Source organism: Microbacterium sp. bgisy207, assembly GCF_965345035.1.
GTDB lineage: Bacteria > Actinomycetota > Actinomycetes > Actinomycetales > Microbacteriaceae > Microbacterium.
Genome location: NZ_CBDRMG010000007.1, coordinates 170,849 through 196,151, shown reverse-complemented (window position 1 = coordinate 196,151; position 25,303 = coordinate 170,849). Strand labels below are relative to the sequence as shown.

Annotated in this window: 26 protein-coding genes; 5 read left to right on the top strand and 21 right to left on the bottom strand. The window is 68.3% G+C overall.

From position 1 onward, the window contains the following. Window positions 1-53: 53 nt before the first annotated feature. Window positions 54-605, top strand: a complete 552-nt coding sequence (locus ACSGC5_RS08890; RefSeq protein ID WP_434970282.1) for a TetR/AcrR family transcriptional regulator — start codon at window positions 54-56, stop codon at window positions 603-605. Between the two features lie 43 nt (window positions 606-648). On the opposite strand, the gene serA is transcribed toward ACSGC5_RS08890, so the two are convergent. Further along, a complete protein-coding gene (gene serA / locus ACSGC5_RS08885; protein WP_434970281.1) occupies window positions 649-2,253 on the bottom strand; it encodes a phosphoglycerate dehydrogenase in 1,605 nt (534 codons plus the stop codon). 160 nt (window positions 2,254-2,413) lie between these two features. Here serA and ACSGC5_RS08880 point away from each other — a divergent pair, with 160 nt between their 5' ends. Beyond that, window positions 2,414-3,478 (top strand): aminoglycoside phosphotransferase family protein, encoded by a 1,065-nt coding sequence (locus ACSGC5_RS08880; RefSeq protein WP_434970280.1) that lies wholly within the window; start codon window positions 2,414-2,416, stop codon window positions 3,476-3,478. Next, window positions 3,475-4,869, top strand: a complete 1,395-nt coding sequence (locus tag ACSGC5_RS08875; protein WP_434970279.1) for an MFS transporter — start codon at window positions 3,475-3,477, stop codon at window positions 4,867-4,869. Before ACSGC5_RS08880 ends, ACSGC5_RS08875 begins: the two co-directional genes overlap by 4 nt. On the opposite strand, the gene ACSGC5_RS08870 is transcribed toward ACSGC5_RS08875, so the two are convergent. The 9 genes from ACSGC5_RS08870 to ACSGC5_RS08830 all read right to left on the bottom strand — a co-directional run bounded on the left by ACSGC5_RS08870 (window position 4,851) and on the right by ACSGC5_RS08830 (window position 13,922). After that, window positions 4,851-5,477 (bottom strand): class I SAM-dependent methyltransferase, encoded by a 627-nt coding sequence (locus ACSGC5_RS08870; protein WP_434970278.1) that lies wholly within the window; start codon window positions 5,475-5,477, stop codon window positions 4,851-4,853. The genes ACSGC5_RS08875 and ACSGC5_RS08870 overlap by 19 nt on opposite strands. Before the next feature lies 1 nt (window position 5,478). Then, entirely contained in the window at window positions 5,479-5,859 is a 381-nt protein-coding gene (locus ACSGC5_RS08865; RefSeq protein ID WP_434970277.1) for a bacitracin resistance protein, read from the bottom strand. Beyond that, complete coding sequence (locus ACSGC5_RS08860; RefSeq protein WP_434970276.1) at window positions 5,856-6,383, bottom strand: DNA polymerase III subunit gamma/tau; 528 nt, start codon at window positions 6,381-6,383, stop codon at window positions 5,856-5,858. Before ACSGC5_RS08860 ends, ACSGC5_RS08865 begins: the two co-directional genes overlap by 4 nt. A 114-nt stretch (window positions 6,384-6,497) precedes the next feature. Further along, the gene (gene ilvC, locus ACSGC5_RS08855; RefSeq protein WP_434970275.1) at window positions 6,498-7,523 is read right to left on the bottom strand and encodes a ketol-acid reductoisomerase; all 1,026 of its coding nucleotides are present in this window, start codon (window positions 7,521-7,523) and stop codon (window positions 6,498-6,500) included. Between the two features lie 86 nt (window positions 7,524-7,609). Further along, window positions 7,610-8,119: an acetolactate synthase small subunit gene (gene ilvN, locus ACSGC5_RS08850; RefSeq protein WP_434970274.1), complete on the bottom strand. Its 510-nt coding sequence runs from the start codon at window positions 8,117-8,119 to the stop codon at window positions 7,610-7,612. Window positions 8,120-8,122: 3 nt separating this feature from the next. Continuing rightward, the gene (locus tag ACSGC5_RS08845; protein WP_434970273.1) at window positions 8,123-9,925 is read right to left on the bottom strand and encodes an acetolactate synthase large subunit; all 1,803 of its coding nucleotides are present in this window, start codon (window positions 9,923-9,925) and stop codon (window positions 8,123-8,125) included. Window positions 9,926-9,970: 45 nt separating this feature from the next. Next, the gene (ilvD, locus tag ACSGC5_RS08840; protein WP_434970272.1) at window positions 9,971-11,677 is read right to left on the bottom strand and encodes a dihydroxy-acid dehydratase; all 1,707 of its coding nucleotides are present in this window, start codon (window positions 11,675-11,677) and stop codon (window positions 9,971-9,973) included. A gap of 9 nt (window positions 11,678-11,686) precedes the next feature. Next, the gene (gene otsB, locus ACSGC5_RS08835; protein ID WP_434970271.1) at window positions 11,687-12,502 is read right to left on the bottom strand and encodes a trehalose-phosphatase; all 816 of its coding nucleotides are present in this window, start codon (window positions 12,500-12,502) and stop codon (window positions 11,687-11,689) included. Window positions 12,503-12,527: 25 nt separating this feature from the next. Then, complete coding sequence (locus ACSGC5_RS08830; RefSeq protein WP_434970270.1) at window positions 12,528-13,922, bottom strand: alpha,alpha-trehalose-phosphate synthase (UDP-forming); 1,395 nt, start codon at window positions 13,920-13,922, stop codon at window positions 12,528-12,530. Window positions 13,923-14,027: 105 nt separating this feature from the next. On the opposite strand from ACSGC5_RS08830, the gene ACSGC5_RS08825 reads away from it, so the two are divergent. Then, window positions 14,028-14,264 carry a hypothetical protein gene (locus ACSGC5_RS08825; RefSeq protein WP_434970269.1) on the top strand — a complete coding sequence of 79 codons (237 nt, stop codon included), beginning with the start codon at window positions 14,028-14,030 and terminating at the stop codon, window positions 14,262-14,264. Window positions 14,265-14,336: 72 nt separating this feature from the next. Here ACSGC5_RS08825 and ACSGC5_RS08820 read toward each other — a convergent pair whose 3' ends face one another. From ACSGC5_RS08820 to ACSGC5_RS08810, 3 genes are read right to left on the bottom strand one after another with little or no spacing between them, the layout of a single operon-like run. Beyond that, window positions 14,337-15,521: an acetyl-CoA C-acetyltransferase gene (locus ACSGC5_RS08820; protein ID WP_434970268.1), complete on the bottom strand. Its 1,185-nt coding sequence runs from the start codon at window positions 15,519-15,521 to the stop codon at window positions 14,337-14,339. Next, window positions 15,518-16,171, bottom strand: coding sequence for a CoA transferase subunit B (locus ACSGC5_RS08815; RefSeq protein ID WP_434970267.1), 654 nt, complete (start codon window positions 16,169-16,171; stop codon window positions 15,518-15,520). The genes ACSGC5_RS08820 and ACSGC5_RS08815 overlap by 4 nt, the downstream gene beginning before the upstream one ends. 3 nt (window positions 16,172-16,174) lie before the next feature. After that, window positions 16,175-16,957, bottom strand: coding sequence for a CoA transferase subunit A (locus ACSGC5_RS08810; protein ID WP_434970266.1), 783 nt, complete (start codon window positions 16,955-16,957; stop codon window positions 16,175-16,177). Window positions 16,958-17,094: 137 nt separating this feature from the next. On the opposite strand from ACSGC5_RS08810, the gene ACSGC5_RS08805 reads away from it, so the two are divergent. Then, window positions 17,095-17,880: an IclR family transcriptional regulator gene (locus ACSGC5_RS08805; protein WP_434970265.1), complete on the top strand. Its 786-nt coding sequence runs from the start codon at window positions 17,095-17,097 to the stop codon at window positions 17,878-17,880. Window positions 17,881-17,888: 8 nt separating this feature from the next. Here the strand turns inward: ACSGC5_RS08805 and ACSGC5_RS08800 are convergent, their stop codons facing one another. From ACSGC5_RS08800 to ACSGC5_RS08765, 8 genes are read right to left on the bottom strand one after another with little or no spacing between them, the layout of a single operon-like run. Beyond that, complete coding sequence (locus ACSGC5_RS08800) at window positions 17,889-18,800, bottom strand: alpha/beta fold hydrolase (RefSeq protein WP_434970264.1); 912 nt, start codon at window positions 18,798-18,800, stop codon at window positions 17,889-17,891. Further along, window positions 18,797-19,549 carry a 3-hydroxybutyrate dehydrogenase gene (locus ACSGC5_RS08795; protein ID WP_434970263.1) on the bottom strand — a complete coding sequence of 251 codons (753 nt, stop codon included), beginning with the start codon at window positions 19,547-19,549 and terminating at the stop codon, window positions 18,797-18,799. Before ACSGC5_RS08795 ends, ACSGC5_RS08800 begins: the two co-directional genes overlap by 4 nt. After that, complete coding sequence (locus tag ACSGC5_RS08790; RefSeq protein ID WP_434970262.1) at window positions 19,546-20,238, bottom strand: TetR/AcrR family transcriptional regulator; 693 nt, start codon at window positions 20,236-20,238, stop codon at window positions 19,546-19,548. The genes ACSGC5_RS08795 and ACSGC5_RS08790 overlap by 4 nt, the downstream gene beginning before the upstream one ends. After that, on the bottom strand, window positions 20,222-21,790 hold the full coding sequence (locus ACSGC5_RS08785) for a class I adenylate-forming enzyme family protein (protein WP_434970261.1): 1,569 nt from the start codon (window positions 21,788-21,790) through the stop codon (window positions 20,222-20,224). Before ACSGC5_RS08785 ends, ACSGC5_RS08790 begins: the two co-directional genes overlap by 17 nt. Further along, entirely contained in the window at window positions 21,787-22,902 is a 1,116-nt protein-coding gene (locus ACSGC5_RS08780; protein ID WP_434970260.1) for a branched-chain amino acid ABC transporter permease, read from the bottom strand. Before ACSGC5_RS08780 ends, ACSGC5_RS08785 begins: the two co-directional genes overlap by 4 nt. Further along, window positions 22,899-23,774 (bottom strand): branched-chain amino acid ABC transporter permease, encoded by an 876-nt coding sequence (locus ACSGC5_RS08775; protein ID WP_434970259.1) that lies wholly within the window; start codon window positions 23,772-23,774, stop codon window positions 22,899-22,901. The genes ACSGC5_RS08780 and ACSGC5_RS08775 overlap by 4 nt, the downstream gene beginning before the upstream one ends. Next, window positions 23,771-24,514 (bottom strand): ABC transporter ATP-binding protein, encoded by a 744-nt coding sequence (locus ACSGC5_RS08770; protein WP_434970258.1) that lies wholly within the window; start codon window positions 24,512-24,514, stop codon window positions 23,771-23,773. Before ACSGC5_RS08770 ends, ACSGC5_RS08775 begins: the two co-directional genes overlap by 4 nt. Continuing rightward, a complete protein-coding gene (locus tag ACSGC5_RS08765; protein ID WP_434970257.1) occupies window positions 24,511-25,302 on the bottom strand; it encodes an ABC transporter ATP-binding protein in 792 nt (263 codons plus the stop codon). The genes ACSGC5_RS08770 and ACSGC5_RS08765 overlap by 4 nt, the downstream gene beginning before the upstream one ends. Window position 25,303: the final 1 nt, after the last annotated feature.

Below are 25,303 nucleotides of genomic sequence, written 5' to 3'. Positions count from 1 at the left end.
CGTCTGGCTGGTATAGTAACAGTCATGAGGTCCGCCTGGCTAGCATCGAGCGCATGAGCCGTCCTCCCCACGCCCGAGAGAAGGTGCTCGATGCGTTCGAGTCCCTGCTCATCGCCGACGGCGAGCGCGCCGCAACGATGGATGCCATCGCACGGGAAGCGGGAGTCTCCAAGGGTGGTCTGCTCTACCACTTCGCCTCCAAGGAGGCACTCGAGGCAGCGCTCCTCACGCGCCTGGAGGAGTGTGTCGACGACGACCTCGCGCGGATGACGGCATCCGACGAAGGCCCCGTCGGGTATTACGTGCGCACCTCGGCAATGAACGGCACGGCTCTGGACCGGGCGATCCTCGCGGTCGCGCGGCTCGCACAGGCGGGGCGCGGTGCGGCCAGCGATGCGCTGCGCACCGTGCGGGAGCGGTGGAGCGAGACACTGCGTCCGCACGTCGCCGACAAGACCGCGCTCGATCTGGTCCTGCTCGTCAGCGACGGCGTCTACTACAACAACGCTCTTCAGCACGACGGACTGGCAACGCCGGTCCCCCGGGGCGATGACATGGATGCTCTCGTGGCCCTGATCGCGCGCGCCACCGCCCCCCGAGGCTGAACGGAGCGCGCGACGCTGAACCGCGGGCGGTCCGCGACGAGCCCTACGGCTCGACGATCTCGATCTGACGCAGCAGGTCGGCACCGATGGCCGACTGGATCTCCGCCAGCAGTTCGTCCGGCACGGCGGAGTCGACGGTCAGCACCGAGAGGGCGTGGCCTTCGGCATCCGGATGCGCCACCTGCAGCCCCTCGATGTTGATCCCCGCGTCGCCGAGCTTCTGCCCGTAGATCGCGACGATCCCGGGGCGGTCACCGTAGCGCATCACGACGTGGTGCCCGGCGATCGGTACCTCGATGTCGTAACCGTTGATCCCCACGACCTTCGGGACCATGCGTGTTCCGGCGAGCGTTCCGGCGACGCTGAGCACGGTGCCGTCCGAGAGCGTTCCGCGCAGCACCGTGAGATTGCGGTACTGCGGGCTCTCCGCCTCGACGATCATGCGGGTCTCGATCCCGCGCTGATCGGCGAAGAGCGGCGCGTTCACGTACGACACGTTCTCGCTGACGATGTTCGTGAAGATGCCCTTGAGCGCGGCAAGCCGGTAGACGCTGACGTCATAGGCTGCCAGCTCCCCCCGCACCTCGATATCGAGCGAGGTGAGCGCGCCGTAGGCGAGACCGGTGAAGAACTGGCCGAGCATCTCGACAAGACCGATCCCGGGGCGCACGAACGGGTCGATGACACCGCCGGCGACGTTGACGGCATCCGGAACGAGGTCGCCCTCGAGCGCGAGCTTGACGGACTTGGCGACCGAGACACCCGCCTTCTCCTGGGCCTCGTCGGTCGAGGCCCCCAGGTGCGGGGTTGCGACGACATTCGGGAGTGCGACGAGCTTCGCGGCAGCCGACTCCGGCTTCGGCGGCTCCGCGGTGAAGACATCGAGGCCCGCACCGGCGATCTGACCGGTCGTGAGCGCCTCCAGCAGCGCCTCTTCGTCGAAGAGGCCGCCGCGCGCGACGTTGATCACGTAGGCGGTGGGCTTCATCGCCGCGAGCTGCTCCGCGCCGATCATCCCGGTGGTCTCCGGGGTCTTCGGCATGTGCACGGTGAGGAAGTCGCTCTCACGCACGACGTCGTCGAAGCTCAGCAGCTCAACCCCGAGCTGCTGAGCGCGAGCGGGCGTGACGTAGGGGTCGTAGCCGACCAGGCGCACGCCGAAGGCGCGCATCCGTTCGGCCACAAGCGCGCCGATACGACCGAGGCCGAGGATGCCGACCGTCTTCTCGAACAGCTCTGCGCCCGTGAACGAACTGCGCTTCCACTGACCCTGCGCGAGGGATGCGTGCGCAGCCGGGATATGACGGGCAAGGCTCAGGATGTGCCCGACGGTCAGTTCAGCCGCCGAGATGACGTTCGATGTGGGGGCGTTGACGACCATGACCCCCGCGGCGGTGGCGGCCTTGATGTCGACGTTGTCGAGGCCGACTCCCGCACGAGCGATCACCCGGAGCTTCTGCGAGGACGCGATCGCCTCGGCATCCATCTTCGTGGCCGAACGGATGAGAACGGCATCGGCGTCGGCAAGGGCTGCCAGCAGCGCGGGCCGGTCGGTGCCGTCGACGCTGCGGACATCGAAGTCCGGGCCGAGCGCCTCGATCGTGGCGGGGGACAGTTGTTCGGCGATCAGGACGACCGGTTTGGACACGGGTGGATCCTTCGGAGCAGATGCGCCACGCGCACAGCGCGAGCACAGGGTGACGGGGATGCCGCGCCGCACGCCATGACGACGGGCCGCCGCCAGCCTATCGCGGGCACGGCAGGGACCCCGACCAGATGACGCGCTCGGAGCATGTCACACTCAGTCCATGCGCGTGGGTGCGGGTGAGCTCGAGCGAGCGTCGTGGTGGGAATCGATCCTCTCGTCCGAGGAAGGATCGGTGAAGTCGGTCAGCATCACACCCGACCTGGATGCGGCGGGGGCGACAAGTCGCATCGATCGGGTAACGATCACGCTCAGGCGCAGCTCCCGGGGCGATACGTCGGCACCACGACCCGCCGCCGTGACCGAGACCCGACGCTACGTCGTGAAGTCGAGCGGCGACTCGTTCCGGGGCACGGGACGTCGGCTGCCTCAGTGGCGGACCGAAAAGTCCTTCTACGACCACGTCGCCCCGCACGCGGGCGTGCGCACCCCGACGTGCCTGTGGTCCGTGGCGTCCGAATCGGGCGATGCGGGGATGCTGATCCTCGAGGACGTCGCGGCAACCGGAGCAGACCTCGACCCCCTTCGCACGGCCGATCTCGCCGACGCGCTCACCGCATACGCCGCCCTCCACGCGACGCCCGAGCGCCACGGCCGGCATCTGCCCCGCCACAGCTACCTGATGGCGGACGCGATCTCGGCCGTGTGGGACACGTTGCGCTCCGAGGTCGCCCGCAGGCGCCCGGATGCCGTGGAGATGTACGACAGCGTCTTCGCGAGGTACCCGCGACTGCTGGAGTGGGTCCGCCGGCGGGACGCGACGATCGCGCACGGCGACGCGACAGCGCGCAACGTGCTGCGGTGCGCAGGCGACAGCCGCGGCGGGCTCGCTCTGGTCGACTTCGGCACGGCGACCCTCGGCATACCGACCATAGACATCGCCCGGCTGGCGTCCGAGACGGAGGAGGGCGCCGGAAGCCGGGCTGCGCACCGGGCAGCGTGGGAGCTGTGGATGCAGCGCCTGTCCGAGCACGGGCGTCCGCCGCTGTCGCAGTGGCCCGACTACCTCGCAGGGCTCGCGCTGTGCGCACAGTTCGGAATGTTCCAGGAGGTCCCCCCGTGGGACAGCGGAACCCGGCACGACTCCTACCTGCGCGGGGCGCGCCTGCTGGAGTCGGCTCTGCGCGAGTGCGAGGTCGTCCGCTTCTTGGATGAGCTACCGTCGTGACCGGCCGCGCTGCCGCACCCGGCGCCGCCGTCGCTCTCGCGGCGGTCGCCATGAGCAACCTCCTGCTGGCCTGGGACCTCACCGGGATCGCGATCACGCTGCCGTCGCTGGATGCCACGTTCCAGCCGTCGGCATCGATGCTCATGTGGCTGCAGAACACCTTCCCCCTCGCTCTGGCCGCATGCGCTCCCCTCGCGTCGTTCCCGGCGCGTCGGATCGGCATCCGTCGCACCTTCATCGCCTCTGCCGCTGTGATGACGATCGCTGCCGCCGTCACGGCCGCGGCGCCGGGAACCACCGTGTTCCTCCTGGGACGACTGCTCCTGGGGGCGGCGAGCGCCGTCGCCGTCGCGGCGGGTCTGGCGCTGCTCACCGCGACTCGGGACGCGAAGGGGCTCTCGAGCGCGATCGCCGTCACGACGGCCTTCACCGCCGCCGGACTCGCGCTCGGCCCGCTCGCAAGCGGACTCCTGATCGATCTGTTCTCATGGCGGGGCGTGTTCGCCGTGCATACCGCGCTGGCTGCCGCCATCCTGCTCGTCTCCCTCCCCCTGCTGCGCACCGCACGCGGCGACGGCGAGCAGGCGCCGCCGACGTCCCCGTCTCTCGCGTTGCTCCTGAGCGCCGCGATCCTTGCAGGCGCCGTGGGAGTCCAGTCGCTGGTCGACGCACCGGCCCTCGGCGCGATCCTGATCGCGGGCACCGTGGCGGCGCTCACCGGATTCGTGCTCGCTGAACGACGCGCGCATTCCCCGTTCGTCCCTAGGCGCCTTCGGGGCTCTCGCGTCTTCTCGGTGACCCTGGCTCTCGGTGCCCTCGTGTATGCGGCGGTCGCAGCGTCGCAGCCTTTCCAGTCGCTCCTGCTGCAGCGCGCGGGGTGGTCGGCGACCGCCGCCGGCCTCTTCCTCGTTGCGGTGACCGGCGGGATCGCCGTGGGCAGCGGAGTCTCGTCCTGGGTGGTGACGCGTCTGGGCGTACGCACCACCGTGATCACCGGACTCGCGCTCTCGGCGATCGGTACCGCACTACTGATCGGAATGTCGACAGCGCCCATCGGACTCACGGTCGCGGCGATCGGCAACCTTCTCAGCGGAGTGGGAGTCGGCATTGCATCGCCGCAGGCCTTGTCGTGGGGCATGGGCGCCGCCGAGGATCCCTCGACGACGGCACCCGCCGCGACGGCCCAGACCACGGCCCGCCGAGCCGGCTCGGCCTACGGATATGCGCTGTTCAGTCTGCTGCCCGCCTACGGGATGTCCATCGCGATCGCGACGCCCATCATGTTCGCGATCGCCACCGTCCTGATGCTCGCGGCGCTCGTGGCCGCGCTCCAGGCCCCGCAGAACGCATCGGGCTCCGCGGAGCGCGTCGCTCAGCGACGAAGGTGGTAGACGAACCTCGGCACCGGATCGGTCGCCTGCGTGACGCTGGGTGCGACCAGTTCGATGTGCCATGCGGCGAACAGCCGCTCGAGCCCCGAATGGGTGAAGTGCCACGTCACGTCGTGCTCACGCACGACGCGGACCCGGTCACCGTCGCCCGGCGCGACACCGCCCTCGAACACGAGCAGTCCCCCGGGTGCCAGCGCGTCATGGATCTTGCCCACCAGCTGCTCGGGAGCCTGCGAGTAGTGCAGCGCCGACACGAGGAGCGCGATGTCGTAGTGGCCCATACGAGGAACGGTGCCCTCCCACGAGCGGTCCCAATCCAAGGCCGCGAAACCGACGTCGGGGAATCGCTCATGAGCGACCGCGATCACCTCGTCATCCGCATCGAACCCGAACACGAATGCGGCTCCCGACGATCGAAGACGTCCGCAGAAATAGCCCTCGTTGCAGCCGACATCGAGAGCCGAAGAGCCCGAGACGTCCGGCAGGGTCAGCGCGTCCCACTTGGCGTGGGAGTCCGAGAGACCGGGACGGTCGTCGAAGCTCTCGTACGCGAGCTCGTATCCCTCATTCGACGACGCGAATTCGCCGTCGACCCGCTCGGTTGTCACCTCAGCCTCCGAGCAGCGAGGCGCCGTAGACCGCCGCGTACGCGAGCACGTTCATCCAGAACACCGCGACGATCCCGAGGCCCGAGAGCATGATGAGCGCGAAGGCCCCGGCTCGGCGCTTCCAGCCGGTCGCGAACGCCAGAGCGAACACGATGATCGGGAACGCCGCGGCTGTCAGCAGCAGGGCCCATCCCCCGCCGTTCAGACCCAAGGGCCCGCTTGCCTGGGAGACCAGGAACGCGACGGCGTTCCAGACCGCGTAGGCGTAGAACAGGCCGAAGAAGCCCGCGATCGTCGCGATCAGCCAGACCGGGAGTGCGCTGGGGCGCGCTGTCACGGATGCTGTGGCTCCGGTCTGGGCGGCGTCGGTGTTCTCGCTCATTGCCCGATCGCCCCCACCATGATGAACGGCCACGGCAGCACGAGCACAGCCCCCGCGACCAGCAACAGCACACGGACCCACGACCGGCCGCCGCGGGTGAGCAGCAGCACCGTGACGAACCAGATGAGCGGCGTCAACACGGCCAGCCAGAGGCTCACTTGATACGCCAGCGGTGCGACCAGGAACTCGGCGTACTGCTGCAGCCGGAGGCCCCCGATGATCCATCCGATGCTCTCGAGCGCGTACACGCCGCCGAAGACGCCCAGGATGATGAGCGCGGCATTGCTTGCTGGCGCCGAGGAATCACCATCTGCCCGGTCGAGTTCTCGCTCGGGCAGGTCTTCAGTCGCAGCGGCATCGCCCCGCGCCGCGGTGTCGGCATCCGTTCCCGCAGCAGACGTCGGTGAGATCGTCTCACTCCCCTTGCCCACCGCAACGTACCCGGGCGGCAGCGCCCGCCCCGTCTCGAGGGTGGGGTCGTCGTCGCCCCAGGACAGGGCGTCGTCGTCACGGTCGGTGCTCACACGCCCAGCCTACTCACGGCCGAGCCCACACTCTCCGTTGCGGCCCCACACGGTCTGCGTGGGCAGACGTGTGGGCTCGGTGCCGGAGGTGTGGGCTCGGCGAAGGTGCGGGGATCAGCGCGCGGCGGAACCCTCGACGTAGTCGGCGTCCTGCTGCTTCCACGAGAACAGGGCACGCAGGTCCTTACCGACCGCCTCGATCGGGTGCTTCGCGGCCTTCTCACGCAGCTCGAGGAACTCGACAGCACCGTTGTCCTGATCGGTGATGAAACGCTCCGCGAACGCGCCGGAACGGATGTCGGCGAGGACCGCCGCCATGTTCTCCTTGACGTGCGGGTCGATCACGCGCGGGCCCGAAACGTAGTCGCCGTACTCGGCGGTGTCGGACACGCTCCAGCGCTGCTTGGCGATGCCGCCCTCCCACATGAGGTCGACGATGAGCTTGAGCTCGTGCAGCACCTCGAAGTACGCGATCTCGGGCTGGTACCCGGCCTCGGTGAGGGTCTCGAAGCCGTACTGGATCAGCTGCGAGACACCACCGCACAGCACGGCCTGCTCTCCGAACAGGTCGGTCTCGGTCTCCTCGGTGAAGGTCGTCTTGATGACGCCGGCGCGGGTGCCGCCGATCGCCTTGGCGTACGACTTCGCAAGCTCCCAGGCGCTGCCCGAGGCATCCTTCTCCACCGCGATGATGTCGGGGATGCCGCGGCCGGCGACGTACTCGCGCCGCACGGTGTGGCCGGGAGCCTTCGGGGCCACAAGGATGACGTCGACACCCTCGGGCGCCTCGATGTAGCCGAATCGGATGTTGAACCCGTGCGCGAACGCGAGCGTCTTGCCGGGCGTGAGGTTCGGCTTGATCTCGTTGTTGTAGATCCCGCGCTGGTGCTGGTCGGGCGCCAGGATCATGATGACATCGGCCCACGCCGTGGCGTCGGCGACCGACTTGACCTCGAAGCCGTCCTCCTGGGCCTTGGGCGCGGACTTCGAGCCGTCCTTGAGCGCGATGACGACCTCGACGCCCGAGTCACGCAGGTTCTGCGCGTGGGCGTGGCCCTGCGAGCCGTAGCCGACGATGGCGACCTTCTTGCCCTGGATGAGGGCCAGATCGGCATCCTGGTCGTAGATCATTTCGGCCATGGGGTGTCTCTCCTTGACTGTGCGATTGTGGTCGTTTTCTCTCGCCCAGTCCGCTCAACGACCGAGAGCGGACCGGCGTGGTCGTGTCAGCCGCGCAGAACCCGCTCGGTGATGCTCTTGCCGCCGCGGCCGATCGCGAGCATGCCCGATTGGGCCAGCTCCTTGATCCCGAACGGCTCGATGGCGCGGAGGAAGGCCTCGACCTTGCCCTTGTCGCCGGTGATCTCGATCACCATGGCGTCCGGGGCATAGTCCACGACGGATGCCCGGAACAGGTTGATCACCTCGAGAACGTTCGAGCGGCTCGCGTTGTCGGCACGCACTTTCACGAGCATGTGCTCGCGCTGCACGGATGCCGCCGGGTCCAGCTCCACGATCTTGATGACGTTCACGAGCTTGTTCAGCTGCTTGGTCACCTGCTCGAGCGGAAGCCCCTCGACGTCGACGACGACCGTGATCCGCGACAGACCCGGCACCTCGGTGACGCCCACCGCGAGGGATTCGATGTTGAAACCGCGCCGGGCGAACAGACCAGCGACGCGGGTCAGCAGGCCCGGCTTGTCTTCGACCAGGAGGCTCAGCACGTGGCTCGTCATGGCTCAGTCCTCCTGATCAAAGCTCGGCGCGTGATCACGCGCGTACTGAATCTCGCTGTTGCCCACGCCCTGGGGCACCATCGGCCACACCATGGCGTCGGCCGAAACGACGAAGTCGATGACGACGGGTCGGTCGTTCGTCTCCAGCGCGACGCGGATCGCCTCGTCGATCTCGTCTTCCTTCTCGACGCGCAACGCCAGGCAGCCATAGGCCTCGGCGAGCTTCACGAAGTCGGGAACCCGCGCGGTGCCATGACCGGTGTTGAGGTCGGTGTGCGAGTGACGCCCGTTGAAGAACAGGGTCTGCCACTGGCGCACCATGCCCAACGACGAGTTGTTGATGATCGCGACCTTGATGGGGATGTTGTTGAGCACGCAGGTGGCGAGCTCCTGATTGGTCATCTGGAAGCATCCGTCACCGTCGATGGCCCACACGACCCGATCCGGCTGGGCGACCTTCGCGCCCATCGCCGCGGGGACGGCGTAGCCCATGGTGCCGGCCCCGCCCGAGTTCAGCCAGGCGTTGGGGCGCTCGTACTTGATGAACTGGGCTGCCCACATCTGGTGCTGCCCGACGCCGGCGGCATAGATCGCCTCGGGACCCGTGAGCTCGCCGATCCGCTGGATGACGTGCTGGGGCGCCAGAAGCCCGTCGCTGGTAGGCGCGTAGCCGAGCGGGAACTCGCTGCGCAACCCCTTCAGGTACGCCCACCACTGGCTGATGTCGGCGCGGCCCGAATCGGCGCCCGCGCGGAACGCCGCTTCGAGGTCGACGAGAACCTCGCGCAGGTCCCCCACGATCGGCACGTCAGCCGCGCGGATCTTGGAGATCTCGGCGGGGTCGATGTCGACGTGGATCACTTTCGCGTTCGGAGCGAAGTGCGACGCCTTGCCGGTGACACGGTCATCGAAGCGGGCACCGAGGGCGACGATCAGATCGGACTCCTGCAGCGCCAGCACGGCCGGAACCGTGCCGTGCATGCCGGGCATACCGAGATTCTGCTCGTGCGAGTCGGGGAAGGCCCCCCGCGCCATCAGCGTCGTGACCACCGGAGCGCCGGTCGCCTCGGCCAGCGCGCGCAGCTGCTCGGACGCGCGCGACCGGATGATGCCTCCACCGACATAGAGGACGGGCTTCTCGGCCTCAGCGATCAGCTGCGCTGCCGCCTGGATCTGCTTGCCGTGCGCCTTGGTCACCGGCCGGTACCCCGGCAGGTCGATCTGGGGCGGCCAGACGAACGGAGCCTCGGCCTGCTGGGCATCCTTGGTGATGTCCACGAGCACGGGCCCGGGGCGACCGGTCGAGGCGATCTCGTACGCTGCGGCGATCGCACCGGGGATGTCTTCGGCGCGCTTGACCAGGAACGAGTGCTTCGTGATGGGCATCGTGATGCCCACGATGTCGGCTTCCTGGAAGGCGTCGGTGCCCATGAGGCTCGAGAACACCTGACCGGTGATGCACAGCAGCGGCACGGAGTCCATGTAGGCATCCGCGATCGCCGTCACGAGGTTCGTCGCCCCCGGTCCCGACGTCGCGATCGCAACCCCGACCTTGCCCGACGCCGACGCGTACCCTTCGGCCGCGTGACCGGCGCCCTGCTCGTGACGGACGAGGATGTGACGAACCGCGTCGTCGTCCATCAGGGGGTCGTAGACGGGCATGATCGCGCCGCCGGGCAGACCGAACACGTCGGTCACCCCCAGCAGATCGAGAGAACGGACGACCGCCTCGGCTCCCGTCATCACAGGTGCCGAAGCGCTGCGAGCGGGTGGCCGGGGCACGGCCGTGGCGATGTCGGAGGACATGATGGATTCCTTGCGATGAGATCGAGAGTTGCGAGAGAGGAACGCCTAGTTCGTCGTCGCGCCTTCGGATGCCGAACGCACGAGTCGCGTGTACTTGGCGAGAACGCCACGGGTATAGCGCGGAGGAAGCGGTTCCCAGCCCTGCCGGCGGGAACTCAGCTCAGCCTCGTCGACGAGTAGGTCGAGCGAGCGAGCTGCGATATCGACCCGTATCAGATCACCATCGCGCACGAAGGCGATCGGACCTGCGTCGACCGCTTCGGGTGCTATGTGGCCGATGCACAGGCCGGTTGTGCCGCCCGAGAATCTGCCGTCTGTCAAGAGTAGTACATCTTTTCCGAGGCCGGCACCCTTGATGGCGGCGGTGATCGCGAGCATCTCCCGCATCCCGGGGCCACCCTTGGGTCCCTCATAACGGATGACGACCACATCGCCCGCCGAGATCTCCCCGGCCTCGAGCGCGTCCATCGCGGCACGCTCGCGCTCGAACACCCGAGCCGGCCCCTCGAACACTGCCGCGTCGAATCCGGCTGTCTTCACGACAGCACCCTCGGGCGCCAGCGTGCCGTGCAGGATCGTCAGCCCACCGGAGGCGTGGATCGGGTCGTCGAAGCGGTGGATCACGGTGCCGTCGACGGGGTCCGGGTTCAGATCGCGCAGGTTCTCGGCGAGCGTCTTGCCGGTCACGGTGAGCGCGTCGCCGTGGAGCAGGCCCTCGTCGAGCATCGCCTTCATGACGACCGGGATGCCGCCGTGACGGTCGACGTCGTTCATGACGTACTTCCCGAACGGCTTCATGTCCGCGACATGCGGCACCTTGTCGCCGATGCGGTTGAAGTCGTGCAGGCTGAGTTCGACATCCGCCTCGCGGGCGATCGCGAGAAGGTGCAGGACGACGTTGGTCGACCCACCGAGTGCCATGGCGAGGGCGATCGCGTTCTCGAACGCCTCTTTCGTGAGGATGTCGCGCGTCGTGATGCCGAGCCTCAGCAGGTTGACGACGGCTTCGCCCGAGCGGTGCGCGAACGCGTCGCGGCGACGGTCGGCCGAGGGCGGCGCGGCCGAGCCGGGGAGGCTGAGACCGAGCGCCTCGGCGACGGATGCCATCGTGTTGGCGGTGTACATGCCGCCGCACGCCCCCTCGCCCGGAGCGAACGCGCACTCGATGCGCTTGAGGTCGGCTTCGCTCATCCGTCCCGACAGGCACGCGCCGACGCCCTCGAAGGAGTCGATGATCGTGATGTCCTTCTCGGTGCCGTCCGAGAGCTTCACCCAACCGGGCGCGATCGACCCGGCGTAGAGGAAGACGCTCGACAGGTCGAGGCGGGCGCTGGCCATCAGCATCCCGGGAATCGACTTGTCGCAGCCGGCCAGCAGCACGGTGCCGTCCAGGCGCTCGGCCATGACGACGGTCTCGACGGAGTCGGCGATGACCTCACGCGAGACGAGGGAGAAATGCATCCCCTCGTGCCCCATGGAGATGCCGTCCGAGACCGAGATGGTGCCGAACTGGAGCGGGTAGCCGCCCCCGGAATGGACGCCTTCCTTTGCGCCCTGAGCCAGGCGGTCCAGGCTCAGGTTGCAGGGAGTGATCTCGTTCCAGCTGGAGGCGATGCCGATCTGGGGCTTGTCCCAGTCCTCGTCACCCATGCCCACCGCGCGGAGCATTCCGCGGGAGGTCGTGGCTTCGATGCCGTCGGTGACGACCCGGCTCCGAGGTTTGATGTCGATGGTGCTGTCGTGCGGGGCCATGTTGGCAGTCTATTCCTGCGCGTGCCGGCGCTGATCCGCGAGCTCTGCCAGCGCAGCGGCCATCGCGGGGATATCCGCGACGCTCACGCGGGCTGCCGTCGGGCCGTCGCCGACGTGGATGCCCAGATCCTGCGGCTGCAGGCTTCGCAGGGCATCCTCGTCCGTGGTGTCATCCCCCGCGAACAGCACGGCGTCCGCGCCGAGGCGCTCACGCAGGTTCGCGATCGCGGTGTCCTTGCCCTCCTGCCGAAACGCGTACTCGACGATCTTCTTGCCGGTACGCCGGCGCCAGTCGGGAGCCGCGCCCGCGACCATGGCGTCGACGGCGGCCGCCGCCTGCTCCCCGACCTCATCAGTCGCGTTGCGGGTGTGGACTCCGAAGCCGAAGGTCTTCGGCTCGATCCAGACGCCGTCGTAGTCAGCGACGATCTCTTCCGCGCGGGCGCGCAGCAGGTCGCGCAGACCGCGCTCGGCGTCATCCTCCGCCGGCTCGACGGCACCCTCACCCGGGATCCAGTACTCGGCACCGTGGGAGGCAGCCAGCACGATCGGGGAGTCGTCGCCGTGCTCGGCGATGATCCGAAGATCGACGAGGCTCCGCCCCGACACGAGGGCGACCGTCGTCTCGGGCAACTCGGCGAGCGCATGCACGGCCTCGCGCGCCGCGGGCAGCATCCGCGCCGTCATCGGGTCGACGACGTGCGGCGACAGCGTGCCGTCGAAATCGAGGGCCACCAGCAGTCTCGGAATTCCTGCCACGGTCGCCAGGGCGTCCCGGACCTGGTCGGAGACAGCGGAAACGGGATGTGCATCGGGAGTCGTCATCTCGGGTCTTTCGTCGTCGGGCGAGTCAGCGCTTCGCGGCGGCGAGCGCTTCCAGGAAGGATTTGGACCAGTCGGTGACATCGTGCTCGAGGACCCGGCGGCGCAGCGACCGCATCCGTCGCCCCTGCTCGCTTCCCGGCATGTCGATGGCGCGCATGATGGCATCCTTCATGCCATCGATGTCGTGCGGGTTGATCCGGATCGCCGAGCCCAACTCGTCGGCGGCTCCGGCGAACTCGCTCAGCAAGAGCACGCCGCGGTTGTCGATGCGGCTGGCGACGTATTCCTTCGCGACGAGGTTCATCCCGTCGCGAAGCGCGGTCACGAGCATGACGTCCGCGGCGAGATACAGAGCGACCATCTCCTCGCGGGGGAACGCCTGATGCAGGTACCGGATCGCGGTGTGATCCATCGTGTCGAAGTCGCCGTTGATGCGACCGACCGTCAGCTCGATCTCGTCACGCAGCTGGATGTAGGCATCCACGCGCTCTCGACTCGGGCTTGCCACCTGGACGAGGGTGGCGTCTTCGACGCTCAGGCGGCCGTCGACGAGGAGCTCGCCGAACGCCTTCAACCGGTGACGGATGCCCTTCGTGTAGTCGAGCCTGTCCACCCCGAGCAGGACCGCCTTGGGGTTGCCGAGTCCTTCCCGGATCTCCTTGGCCCGCGCTTGGATGTCGGGTCGTTGCGCGAGGGTGACGTACGACTCCGCGTCGATGGAGATGGGATATGCCTTCGCAAGCACGTTGCGGGTGCTGCCGTCCTCCATCGGCACCGTGATTCCCGAGGCCTTCGTCGTGTAATGGAACTGCCGGCGCACGGCACGGGCGAAGTTGCTCGCATCGGCGGTGCGCTGGAAACCGACGACGTCGGCTCCGAGCAGCCCTTCGATCACCTGCCGACGCCACGGAAGCTGTGAGAACAGGCCGTATGCCGGGAACGGGATGTGGTGGAAGTAGCCAATCGTCAGGTCGGGACGCATCCGCCGCAGCATCGCCGGCACCAGTTGGAGCTGGTAGTCCTGCACCCACACCGTCGCACCGTCGGCGGCAGCCTCCGCGGACGCCTCCGCGAACCGGCGGTTGACGTCGACGTACGCGTCCCACCACACGCGCCGGTAGCGCGGCGCGGAGATCACGTCGTGGTACAGCGGCCAGATGGTGTCGTTGGAGAACCCCTCGTAGTAGTTCTGCACCTCGTCGGCGCTCAGGGGCACGGGCACGAGGTGGGTTCCCTCGAAGTCGAACGGGTCCAGATGCAGGTCCGGCTTGCCGGGCCACCCGACCCATGCGCCGTCGGCTTTGCGCATCACCGGCTCCAGAGCGGTGACGAGGCCTCCCGGTGAACGTCTCCAGCCTCCGTCATCGTCACGATCCACGGGCAGTCGATTGGCGACGACGACGAAACTGGCTTGCGACACGCGAGCTCCTTCACGATGGCGGACGCGGGCACCTCCAGGGTACCGGCTCCGCCGGTCCCGACGCCGGGGCTGGACAGCGCGGGCCGCATGTGTAGCGTGGAGCGCATGGGCAAGTACCTCTTCGGCACCGGCATCATCGGAGCAGTCATCTCGGGCTTTTCGCTCCTGCGCGCGCTGCGCGAGGACACCTTCACCTGGCGCACGGCGCTGGCGTGGGTGAACTGGGGGATCACCGTCGCCCTGGCAGTCGGAGCGATCGTCGACATGCGACGGATCGATCAGGGCAAGCCCGTTCCGGCCGACTCCCCTGCCGCGCGGCGGCTCGAAGACGGTAAGAGGTGACCGAGGGCGGATGCCGATGTGACGGCACCCGCCCTCGTGGACCGGTCGGTCGATCGCGCGGCGGGTGTGCCCTCAGCGCTTGAGGATCAGTGCATCGCCCTGACCGCCACCGCCGCACAGCGCGACAGCGGCCGTGCCCCCGCCTCGACGCAGGAGCTCATGGACGGCGTGCACGACGAGCCGGTTGCCGGAGGCGCCGATGGGATGCCCGATGGCGATCCCCCCGCCGTGGATGTTGACGACCTCGTCCGGGAGGCCCAGTTCCGCCTGGGACCGGGCGACGACGGCACCGAAGGCCTCGTTGATCTCCACGAAGTCCAGATCTGACGCCGCGATACCCTCCCGTTCGCACGCCGCGACGATCGCGCGCGCGGGCTGGGCGTGGAGGGTGTTGTCAGGGCCGGCTACCTGGCCGGCGGACCCGATCACCGCGAGCACCGGCCAGCCGTTCTCATCGGCGTGCGAACGACCCGTGACGATCACCGCGGAAGCACCGTCGGAGATCTGCGACGAGTTACCCGCCGTGATCGTGCCGTCTTTCGAGAAGGCCGGGCGCAGTCCTGCCAGGGTGTCGACCGTGGTCTCGGGGCGGATGCCCTCGTCGCGGGTCACGATCTTGGGGTCGCCCTTGCGCTGCGGGATCTCCACGGGCACGATCTCGTCGGCGAAGACATCCGCCTCCCATGCCGCCGCCGCCCGCTGGTGCGACCGGGCTGCGACGGCATCCTGCTGCTCGCGCGTGACCTCATAGCGGGCGTTGTGACGCTCGGTCGAACCGCCCATGCTCTCGCGGTCGAACGCATCCGTGAGGCCGTCGTAGGCCATGTGGTCGAGCACCTCGACCGAACCGTAGGACCAGCCATCGCGCGATCCCATGAGCAGGTGCGGAGCCTGCGACATGGACTCCATCCCGGCCGCGACGACAACGCGCGCATCACCGAGCCGGATCATCCGGGCGGCGTCGATGACGGCGGTGAGTCCTGACAGGCACACCTTGTTGATGGATGAGGCGGGCACGTCCCAGCCGATGCCGGCGCCGATCGCCGCCTGGCGCGCGGGGTTCTGACCGGCTCCCGCGGGCAGGACCTGACCGACCAGCACCGCGTCGACGGCGTCCGGTGAGATCCCTGCCTTCTCGAGCGCGCCGCGGATCGCGATGCTCCCCAGCGCTGTCGAGGGTAGCGATGACAGCTGCCCCTTCAGCCGACCCTGCGGGGTGCGCGCGGCACCGACGATGACGACGTCCTCGTGGTTCATGCCTCCACCTTAAGGTCGTCCGAGACGGTGATCTCGGGTTCTGTCGCCGTGCGGACGTCCTCGACGCTCACACCCGGTGCCAGTTCCACCAGGACGAGCCCGTCGGCTGTCACGTCGAGCACCGCGAGGTCGGTGATGATCCGGTCGACCACTCCCCTGCCGGTCAGCGGCAGGGAGCACTCGGTGACGATCTTGGGGCTCCCGTCCTTGGCGACGTGCTCCATCAGCACGATCACCTTTCCCGCCCCGTGCACGAGGTCCATCGCGCCGCCCGGTCCCTTGACCATCTTCCCCGGGATCATCCAGTTGGCGAGATCTCCCGATGCCGACACCTGCATCGCCCCGAGTATGGCCGCGTCGATCTTGCCGCCGCGGATCATCCCGAAACTCGTCGCGGAGTCGAAGAACGCGGCACCCGGGAGGGTCGTCACTGTCTCCTTTCCCGCGTTGATGAGGTCGGGGTCGACATCCGCCTCGGCCGGGTAGGGGCCGACCCCGAGGATGCCGTTCTCTGACTGCAGGACGACCGTGACACCCTCGGGCACGTAGTTGGGAACCAGGGTCGGCAAGCCGATACCGAGGTTGACGTACGCGCCGTCTGAGAGCTCCTTGGCCGCGCGGGCGGCCATCTCGGTGCGGGTGAGTGCCATCTCTCAGGCTCCTTCCGGGGCGGCGGCCGAGACCGTGCGCCGCTCGATGCGCTTCTCGATGTCGGGACCCACCTCGACGATGCGGTGGACGTAGACGCCGGGCAGGTGCACGGCATCCGGGTCGATCTGACCCGGCTCGACCAGTTCCTCGACCTGCACGATGCAGATCCGCCCGGCCATCGCGGCGAGAGGGTTGAAGTTGCGTGCGGCCTTGTTGAAGACGAGATTGCCGTGGCGATCGCCTCGCAGGGCGTGCACGAGCGCGTAGTCGGTCACAATCGCCTCCTCGAGCACGTATTCGCGCGGCCCGCCCGAGACCTCGAAGGTGCGCACATCCTTCACGGGAGAGGCGACGGCAATGCCCCCGGCACCGTCGTAGCGGCGGGGCAGCCCGCCCTCGGCGACCTGGGTGCCGACGCCGGTCTGGGTGTAGAACGCCGCGATGCCGGCGCCCCCGGCGCGCAGCTTCTCAGCCAGTGTGCCCTGCGGGGTCAGTTCGAGCTCGAGTTCTCCGGAGAGGAACTGCCGCTCGAACTCCTTGTTCTCCCCCACGTACGACGACGTCATCTTGCGGATGCGCTTGTCGGCCAGCAGGATGCCCAGACCCCAGTCATCGACACCGCAGTTGTTCGACACGATCGAGAGGTCGTCCACGCCTCGCGCGTGCAGCGCCTCGATCAGTGCCATGGGGTTGCCCGACAGGCCGAACCCGCCCACGGCGAGGGTCGCGCCGGCGGGGATGTCAGCGACGGCCGCGGCCGGCGACTCCCAGGTCTTGTCGATCACGGATGAGCTCCTTCGGTCTGCCGGTGTTCCCGCGCCTCCCGCACCGCTGGACGCGCTCACTTCATCGTCGCGGTCACCGACAACGGACTCCAGCATCCGCTTGTGATGTGGACACGATTCGAGCTACTGTCCACATCATGGACAACGGACGGTCGATTCCCGGTGCACAGGCGATCGCCCGTGCCGCATCGCTGCTGCGGCTGGTCTCGGCGGGCGGGGCCGCAGGTCTGACCGTCTCGGAACTGGCGCGTCGAGCAGGCCTCACCCGCCCGACCACACACCGGCTGCTCACGGCGCTGCGTCACGAGGGACTCGTCGACCAGGACGAATCCGGGGGCACGTGGATGCCCGGCCCCGAGCTGTATCTGATGGGCGCCGCCGCTGCCTCGCGGTACGACATCACGAGCCTTGCGCGTGACATCGTGCGCTCCCTCGCGGTACGCACCGAAGAGAGCGCGTTCCTCTCCGTGCGGCGAGGCGACGAAACCGTGTGCCTGCTGCGCGAGGAGGGCAGCTTTCCGATCCGCTCGTTCGTGCTCTCGGAGGGGGTGCGGTTCCCCCTCGGCGTGGCCTCGGCAGGGCTCGCCATCCTCTCGTTCCTCCCAGCCCACGATGTGGACGCGTATTTCGAGCGGCATCCGGATCTGCCTGACCGTTGGGGCACGGCGCATGCCCCCGCGCGCCTACGCGCGCGCCTGCGGGAGACGCAAGAGCGCGGCTACGCCGTGAACCCGGGGCTCATCGTCGAGGGGAGCTTCGGTGTCGGTGCGGCGGTGTTCACCCGGGAGGGACACCCGCAATGGGCCCTGAGCCTTACCGGCGTCGAGTTCCGGTTCGGTCCGGACCGGCTCCCCGAGCTCGGCCGCATCCTGCTTGCGCACGCGCACCAGTTGACGACGCGGGTCGCCGCCGCGCGCGGCTGATGCCGGCGCTAGTCCCGCAGCGCTGCGCGCGGGGCCAGAACCGCACGAACCGCGTCGCCGACGACCCTCGCACCGGCCTCGCTCATGACGATCGTGTAGTGATTCAGATCGTCGAGGCGCGTGTGCTCGACACTCGGATACCTGGCCAGCACGCCGTCGAGATAGTCCGGTGCGTACAGTCCCGGCTCCTCATCCTGCAGCCCTCGCGGGACCGTCAGGAGGGTGATCGGATGCTGCGCCTCGGCGAGAGCATCCGGCAGTGCGGAGCCCGTGTTCATGTCGATCGTGTCGTCGACCATCGTCTCGTACCGCGTCGCCGGGCGCAGCGCGCCGGCACCGTCGTCGACGAGGTCGTACGCGAAGTAGCTCTCGAGCTCGGGCGCCCACGAGGTCGCGAACGCGGGGTGGGGCCGCCAGAACTCCAGGTAGTCGTCGATCGAGGCGAACCTCATCGACAGTCGCGCGGCGGTGGGGCCGAGCACATGGGTCGCGACGGCATCGGCATCCATCCCCGCCGGCACGTCGAGGGGCATCCCGCCGTCCACGAGGAGCAGACGCTCCACGCGCGACGGATGCCGGTGCGCGAACACCACCGAGACGAACGCGCCCATGGAATGGCCGACGACGGTGATGCGGTCGATCCCGAGCTGATCGAGCACCGCTGCGAGGTCGTCGGCGTGCGCCGCCAGCCCCGCCGGGCCCGACACCTCGTTGCTGCGGCCCCGGCCCCGCAGGTCGGGGGCGATGGCACGGATACCCGGCAGCTCCTCGACGACGAACGGCCATGCCAGGTGAGAGGACGTCACACCGTGGACGAGCAGGACTTCCCCGGTCATCGCGTCCACCGGGTCCCAGATCCCCACGTGAAGTTCACCGCCGGGAACGGGGACGTCGACGGTGCGGTACGTGTGCGCGCTCATCGTGCCGTCCACCCGCCGTCCATCGTGTAGGAGGCGCCGGTGACCATTCCGGCCTTGTCGGAGGCAAGCCAGCCGGCCAGAGACGCGACCTCCTCGGACTCGACCAACCTCTTGACGGCGGTCTCGGTGAGCATGATCTTCTCCACGACCTCGTCCTCGGGAATCCCATGAACCTTCGCCTGGTCGGCGATCTGCTTCTCGACGAGCGGCGTGCGCACATACGCGGGGTTGATGCAGTTGCTCGTGACCCCGTGCGCACCTCCCTCCAACGCCGTGACCTTCGACAGGCCCTCCAGGCCGTGCTTGGCAGATACGTAGGCGACCTTGTACGGGCTCGCGCGCAGCCCGTGCGCACTGGAGATGTTGATGATCCGCCCCCAGCCCTTCTCGTACATGTGCGGGAGCGCCGCGCGCACCAGCAGGAAGGGCGACTCGAGCATGAGACGCATCATCATGCGGAACGTTGCCGGATCGAACTCGGGGATCGCACTGACCCGCTGGATGCCGGCGTTGTTGACGAGGATGTCGACATCGAGGCGCAGATCGTCGAGCGCTTCTGTGTCGGAGAGGTCGACGACCCACGATTCGCCGCCGATCTGCGCGGCAGCTGCGTTCGCGGCATCCGCGTTGAGGTCGGCGATCACGACCGACGCTCCCCGTGAGGCGAACTCCGTCGCGCATGCCAGTCCGATACCGCTTGCTCCCCCGGTGACCAGCGCGCGCCGTCCGGCGAGGTCCTGTTCGGTCATGGGGTGCCCTCCTTTGTTGATCGAGATGGCTCTGTTCGCGGTGCGAGCGCGTTGTCGATGAGCGTGGACATCGAGGCCATGACCGCCGGATCGAGCTCGGCGGGCGGCCTGCCGTCGGCATCCCTCTCCCACAGGAGGAAGCGCATGCCGATGAGCTCTCCCATACCCATGAGTGCCCACGCCGTGACTTCGGGGTCGAGGGCGCGATCGACGTCGCCGCTGCTCTGGGCTGCGCGCAGTCCCGCCTCGTAGCCTTCGACGATGCGGGTGTAGTGCAGTCGAAGGATCTCGGGCGAGACGAACTCGGCTTCGCGCACGACCCGGTACAGAGCGGGGTGGGCGGCGGTGAAGCGGAAGAAGCCCGCAAACCCCGCTCGCTCCGCCTCCAGCCGGGTCGTGGCTCCGGCCATCGACTCGGACATCGAGTGGCGCACCCGTCGGTTCAAGTCGATGACGAGCGCCTCGAAGATCGTCTGCTTGCTGTCGAAGTAGAGGTAGAAGGTACCGAGGCCGATGCCGGCACGCTCGGTGATCTTCACGATCGATGCTTCGTGGTAGCCCTGGTCGGCGAACACCGCCTCGGCTGCCTCGAGCAATCGCCGACGGGTGGCCTCGCCGCGCTTGGTCAGCGGCCGCCCCGTGGCCGAGGACACCGGTGCGACATCCTCATCCTCAGCGGGAACGCTCACGCGACACCTCCTGGGCGGATGCCGCAATCGTCCGGGCGTGCTCACGCAGCCGTGAGCGGGCGAGCTTGTCGATCGACGAACGCGGCAGGCTGTCGACAACCCGGATGGCGATCGGAACCTTGAAGGCAGCGAGCGTGCGGCGGGCATGCGCGAAGACCTCGTCCTGCGACAGGACCGCGCCCGAGCGGACGGTCACGAACGCGACGCCACGCTCCCCCCACACCGGGTCGGGAACACCCACGACCGCGGCCCCCGTGATCAGGGGATGCAGGCACAACGCGTGCTCCACCTCCGCCGGCGCGACATTCTCTCCCCCCGAGATGAAGATGTCTTTCAGCCGGTCGACAACGGTGAAGACCCCGTCGCCGTCGCGGTGGACGACATCTCCGGTGCGCAGCCAGTCGCCGTGCATGGCGCGCGCCGTGGCCGCGGGGTCGCCGAGGTAGCCGGCGAAAACGCTCGGGCCCCTCACCCACAGCTCCCCGGTCGCGTCGCCGCGCAGCGGGAGGAGAGTCTCGGGGTCGACGACCTGCACACTCACGTGCGGGTACGGTCGCCCAACTGCCCCACGGCGGTCGGCAGCGACGCCGTTCGGGCAGTGGAGCACGTTGGGCCCCGCCTCCGTGAGACCGTAGCCCTGAACCAGCTCGATGCCGCGCGCCTGCCACGCCTCGCGAACCGCCCCGGGAAGGGTCGCGCCACCGACCAGAGCAAGGCGGACCGATGACAGATCACTCGTCGCCCACCCACGGGACTCGGCGAGCATCGCGTACTGCGTCGGCACGCCCATCATGGCAGTGACGCGACGTTCCCGGATGAGCTGAAGCACCCGTTCGGTGTCGAACGACCGCTCGAGCACGACCGTCGCTCCGCCCCACCACGCCAGCAGCGGCTGACAGTTCCACGCGGCGACGTGGAACTGCGGGAGGACGGCCAGCACGACATCCGTCTCACCCAAGGGCAGCGCGCGACCGAGCGCCAAGTTGTTCCAGAAACAGTTCGCGTGGGTCAGGATGACGCCCTTGGGAGCCGCTTCGCTGCCCGACGTGTAGACGATGAGCAGCGGGTCGTCATCGCGGACCGGCCGGCGATCCCGGGGCTGCTGGGCGAGAGGTAGGGAGCGCTCGATTCCTGCGGTGCCCAGTGCCGCGACCGGCGGCGCGGCCTCGAGCTCGCGCAGGGCTTCGCCCGCGGCGACCGCGAACTCATCGTCGACGACCACCAGGTGTGGCCCGCTGCGACCGAGCGTGTCGACGAGCTCTCTGGTCGTCTGACGCCACGACAGCGGAACGAATGCCGCGCCCGTGAGCGCGCAGGCGAAAAAGAGCACCACCTGGTCTATCGAGTTCCCGGCGACCGTCGCGATGCGCGATCCGGCTCCGAAACCGGCGTCCAGGAGCCCCTCCGCGAGCGCACGCGACCGACGGGCCAGGTCGGCATAGTCGATCGTCACGCCGCGATCGTCGATCGCGATGCGATGCGGTGTGTGCGCGGCGCGCTCGATCAGCCACCGGCCGATCGTGTGCGACTCGTCCTGTATGTCGTTGCTCACGCCCGAACCTCCGAGGCACCGATCGCGTCGGCATCTGCCTCCGCGTCGTCGATGCTCCGCAGACTATCGCGCACGTGCCGCTCACCGTGGCGGCGACGCCACCAGCCGTCGATCGTGCCGGCGATACCGCCGGGCAGGAACATGACGACGATGATGAACAGCGCTCCGAGCAGGAACAGCGGTTCTGACAGCGGGATCCGAAGGATGTCGGGCAGAGACGCGATCGCCTCGGACCCGGCGAGCACGGTCAGGCGCTGATCCAGAAGCGTATAGAGCACTCCCCCGACGATCGCGCCCCACCGGAATCCCACACCGCCGAGCACGACCATGACGAGGACTGTGATCGTGAGGTCCGCCGACACCGCCCGGGGAACGGTTCCGGACTGCAGCAGCATGTAGGCGACACCTGCCAGGCTCGCGAGCACCGCGGCGATCACGAAGATGATCAGCCGGATGCGATAGGGGCGAAGCCCCAGGACGCGGACGCGCTGCTCGTTCTCCCGCGTGGCACGGGCCAGGTGCCCGAGTCGGGAGGTGTCGACCCACAGGGTGACGAGGTAGACGATCACGAGCACCGCGAGGGCGAACCAGTAGAGATTGCGCGTGTTGACCACGCCCACCAGGACATCGGGCACCTGGTCGGTGTTCAGACTCAAGCCTTCCTCACCGCCGGTGATCGCCGAGTTGCGCCGCACGAGCACGGAACCGGCTTGCGCGAACGCGAGCGTGACCATCGCGAACGGGATGCCCGAGACACGCATGGCGACGGCGCCGGTGACGAAGGCGATGACCATGCCGCCGATCAGGGCGAGGAAGACCCCGGGGAACATCGGGACCCCGAAGTGCTCGAGCGCGATCCCGAGACCGTAGGCACCGGCTCCGAAATACAGGGCGTGTCCGAACGACAGCATCCCCGAGGTGCCCAGCAGCAGGTTGTACGACAGGGCGAGCGCAGCGAACACCATGCACAGGGACAGCAGCGCAAGCGTTCCCGGCTGGTAGGTCGCCGTGGGGAGCACTCCGGGGATGGAGATGTTCAGCAGCGGCAGGAGGGCCATGAAGACCACGAGCACCACACCCATGAGGGCCGGCCAGTATCGACGGATGCTCATGCTTTCCTCCCGAGAAGACCAGAGGGCCGCACCAGCAGGACGACCGCCAGCAGGATGACGACGATGAAGTCGCCTGTGCCGCCGAGGTAGAAGTTCGCGAACTGCTGCAGCACCGCCACGACCACGGAGGCGACAGCCGCCCCGGTGAGGGACCCGAGCCCTCCGACGACCGTCACGATGAATGCGAAGATCAGCAGCGTCGACCCGAGGTGCGCCGAGACGAACGTCGAGTAGTGCATGGCGAGCACCCCGCCGATTCCGGCCGCCGCGCCACCAATGGCGAACACGAGGGTGAACGAGCGGCGCACGTCGATCCCGAGCGACGTCACCATCGATCGGTTCTCGACGCCGGCGCGGATGATCATGCCGTAGCGGGTCTTCTTCAGGAAGAGCACCAGCGCGGCCAGCACGAGCGCGGCGGCGAGCATCAGCACCCAGTACACGTTGGGAATGCGAGCACCGAGGATCTCGGTGGTGTCCTTGAGCCATGGCGGACCCGAGATCGGGATGGCGTCTGTCCCCCACACGCCCTCGAAGAGGGCAACGGCCGCGAAGGAGAGCCCGACGGTCACGAGGACTTGTTCGATGTGGCGCTCGTAGAGCGGGCGGATGAGAACGAGTTCGGTGAGGGTCGCAAACACCGCACCGACGGCCGCGCCCACCAGGATGGAGACCAGGAACGACCACCACGACTCGGTGCCGAGTGCTTGCGCGACCATCCATCCGAGGAACGCACTGAGCGTCAGGAAGGCGCCGTGGGCAAAGTTCAGGACGTGCATGAGGCCGTAGATGAGGCTCAGGCCCGATGCGACGAGGAAGTAGAGCGCCCCGAGACCGACGCCGGTCACCAGGGTGAGGATGATGGTGCTCACGAGTGGGCCTCCGGGGATGGTGCGGTGTCGGCAGCCGCGGGTCGCTCGGCGTGGACGCCGAGCAGACGCTGCGTGAGTTCCTCGTCGTCGAGGATCTCGCGCGCCGAACCGGTGTGGACGACGCGGCCGCTGTCGATGACGATCGCGCCGTGGGCGAGTCGCTTGACCACGTCGAGGTTCTGTTCCACGAGCAAGATCGGCACGATCTTGGCCGCCTCTTCGAGCGCGTCAGCCACCTCGGTGACGATCTTGGGCGCAAGTCCCTTCGTCGGCTCGTCGACCAGCAGGAGCTGGTTGTCGTTCATGAGCGCTCGCGCGACCGAGACCATCTGCTGCTGTCCGCCCGAGAGCGTGCCGGCCATCTGATCGCGTCTGCCGACGAGATCCGGGAACAGCTCGGCGACGAACTCGCGGCGGGGGTTTCGCTGCCGCTCGGCCAGCGCGAGGTTCTCGGCGACGGTGAGCTTGGCGAACACCTCGCGGTCTTCCGGGACGTATCCGACGCCCCGTTTCACGATCCGGTGAGTGGGGAGCGAGTCGATGCGCTCCCCGGCCAGTCGCACCTCGCCTCGGCGGTGGATGAGCCCCAGGATGCCGCGCAGCGTGGAGGTCTTGCCCACCCCGTTACGGCCGAGCACTGCCGTGATCCCGGTGGCGGGGACGGAGAAGGTGACGCTTTCGACCACGGGCTGACCGGCGATCGAGCAGCGCAGGTCGGTGACCTCCAGGATGGCGCTCATGCGGCAGTCCCGAGGTAGGCGCTCTGCACGAGCGGGTTGGCCATGATCTCGGCGGGCGAGTCGAACGCGATGATCGAGCCGAAGTACATCACCGCGACCTTCTCAACCAGACCCATGAGCACGTCGATGTGGTGCTCGACCATGAGGACGGTGCATCCGGTCCGCTGCTGAAGCTCGCGGATGTTGTCGACGAGGCCCGCGACATCGCCCGATGCGACCCCGGCCATCGGTTCGTCCAGCAGCACGATCTTGGCATCCATGGCCAGCAGCACCGCGATCTCGAGCTTGCGCTTGTCGCCGTGGGAGATATCGCCCGCCGGCGTCAGGAGCTTGTGGGTCAGCCCCACCTCCTCGAGGTTCTGCAGCGCACGCTGGGTCGCTGCATCCTTCGCGGTCGGGAAGTGGAACAGCGAGTAATCGCGCCCGACCGCGACCTGCGCGGCAAGTCGCACGTTCTCCAGGACGCTGAGCTTGGGGAACAGGCTCGAGGTCTGGAAGGTGCGCCCCAGTCCCGCCCGCGCCCGGGCGGGCACGGACATCGTCGAGATGTCTTCGCCGTTCATCAGAACCCGACCCGTCGTCGGGGTCATGATGCCGGAGATGACGTTGAACAGCGTGGTCTTGCCCGCGCCGTTCGGCCCGATGACGCCGACCAGGGAACCCGGGGCGACATCGAGGTCGACATCCTTCAGAATTGTCGCGCCGCCGATCTGCAGGCCCAAGCTCTCCACCCGCAGAGCGGAGGGCGTGGACTGTCGCGCGGGCGCGGACGGAACCGGAGTGCTCATG

What these genes read in the sequence shown, in the direction of transcription:
- ACSGC5_RS08890 (WP_434970282.1), top strand. Translation starts at nt 54, where the DNA reads ATGAGCCGTCCTCCCCACGCCCGAGAGAAGGTGCTCGATGCGTTCGAG.
- ACSGC5_RS08880 (WP_434970280.1), top strand. Translation starts at nt 2,414, where the DNA reads ATGCGCGTGGGTGCGGGTGAGCTCGAGCGAGCGTCGTGGTGGGAATCG.
- ACSGC5_RS08865 (WP_434970277.1), bottom strand. Translation starts at nt 5,859, where the DNA reads ATGAGCGAGAACACCGACGCCGCCCAGACCGGAGCCACAGCATCCGTG.
- ilvC (WP_434970275.1), bottom strand. Translation starts at nt 7,523, where the DNA reads ATGGCCGAAATGATCTACGACCAGGATGCCGATCTGGCCCTCATCCAG.
- ilvN (WP_434970274.1), bottom strand. Translation starts at nt 8,119, where the DNA reads ATGACGAGCCACGTGCTGAGCCTCCTGGTCGAAGACAAGCCGGGCCTG.
- ACSGC5_RS08845 (WP_434970273.1), bottom strand. Translation starts at nt 9,925, where the DNA reads ATGTCCTCCGACATCGCCACGGCCGTGCCCCGGCCACCCGCTCGCAGC.
- ilvD (WP_434970272.1), bottom strand. Translation starts at nt 11,677, where the DNA reads ATGGCCCCGCACGACAGCACCATCGACATCAAACCTCGGAGCCGGGTC.
- otsB (WP_434970271.1), bottom strand. Translation starts at nt 12,502, where the DNA reads ATGACGACTCCCGATGCACATCCCGTTTCCGCTGTCTCCGACCAGGTC.
- ACSGC5_RS08825 (WP_434970269.1), top strand. Translation starts at nt 14,028, where the DNA reads ATGGGCAAGTACCTCTTCGGCACCGGCATCATCGGAGCAGTCATCTCG.
- ACSGC5_RS08820 (WP_434970268.1), bottom strand. Translation starts at nt 15,521, where the DNA reads ATGAACCACGAGGACGTCGTCATCGTCGGTGCCGCGCGCACCCCGCAG.
- ACSGC5_RS08815 (WP_434970267.1), bottom strand. Translation starts at nt 16,171, where the DNA reads ATGGCACTCACCCGCACCGAGATGGCCGCCCGCGCGGCCAAGGAGCTC.
- ACSGC5_RS08805 (WP_434970265.1), top strand. Translation starts at nt 17,095, where the DNA reads ATGGACAACGGACGGTCGATTCCCGGTGCACAGGCGATCGCCCGTGCC.
- ACSGC5_RS08800 (WP_434970264.1), bottom strand. Translation starts at nt 18,800, where the DNA reads ATGAGCGCGCACACGTACCGCACCGTCGACGTCCCCGTTCCCGGCGGT.
- ACSGC5_RS08795 (WP_434970263.1), bottom strand. Translation starts at nt 19,549, where the DNA reads ATGACCGAACAGGACCTCGCCGGACGGCGCGCGCTGGTCACCGGGGGA.
- ACSGC5_RS08780 (WP_434970260.1), bottom strand. Translation starts at nt 22,902, where the DNA reads ATGAGCATCCGTCGATACTGGCCGGCCCTCATGGGTGTGGTGCTCGTG.
- ACSGC5_RS08770 (WP_434970258.1), bottom strand. Translation starts at nt 24,514, where the DNA reads ATGAGCGCCATCCTGGAGGTCACCGACCTGCGCTGCTCGATCGCCGGT.
- ACSGC5_RS08765 (WP_434970257.1), bottom strand. Translation starts at nt 25,302, where the DNA reads ATGAGCACTCCGGTTCCGTCCGCGCCCGCGCGACAGTCCACGCCCTCC.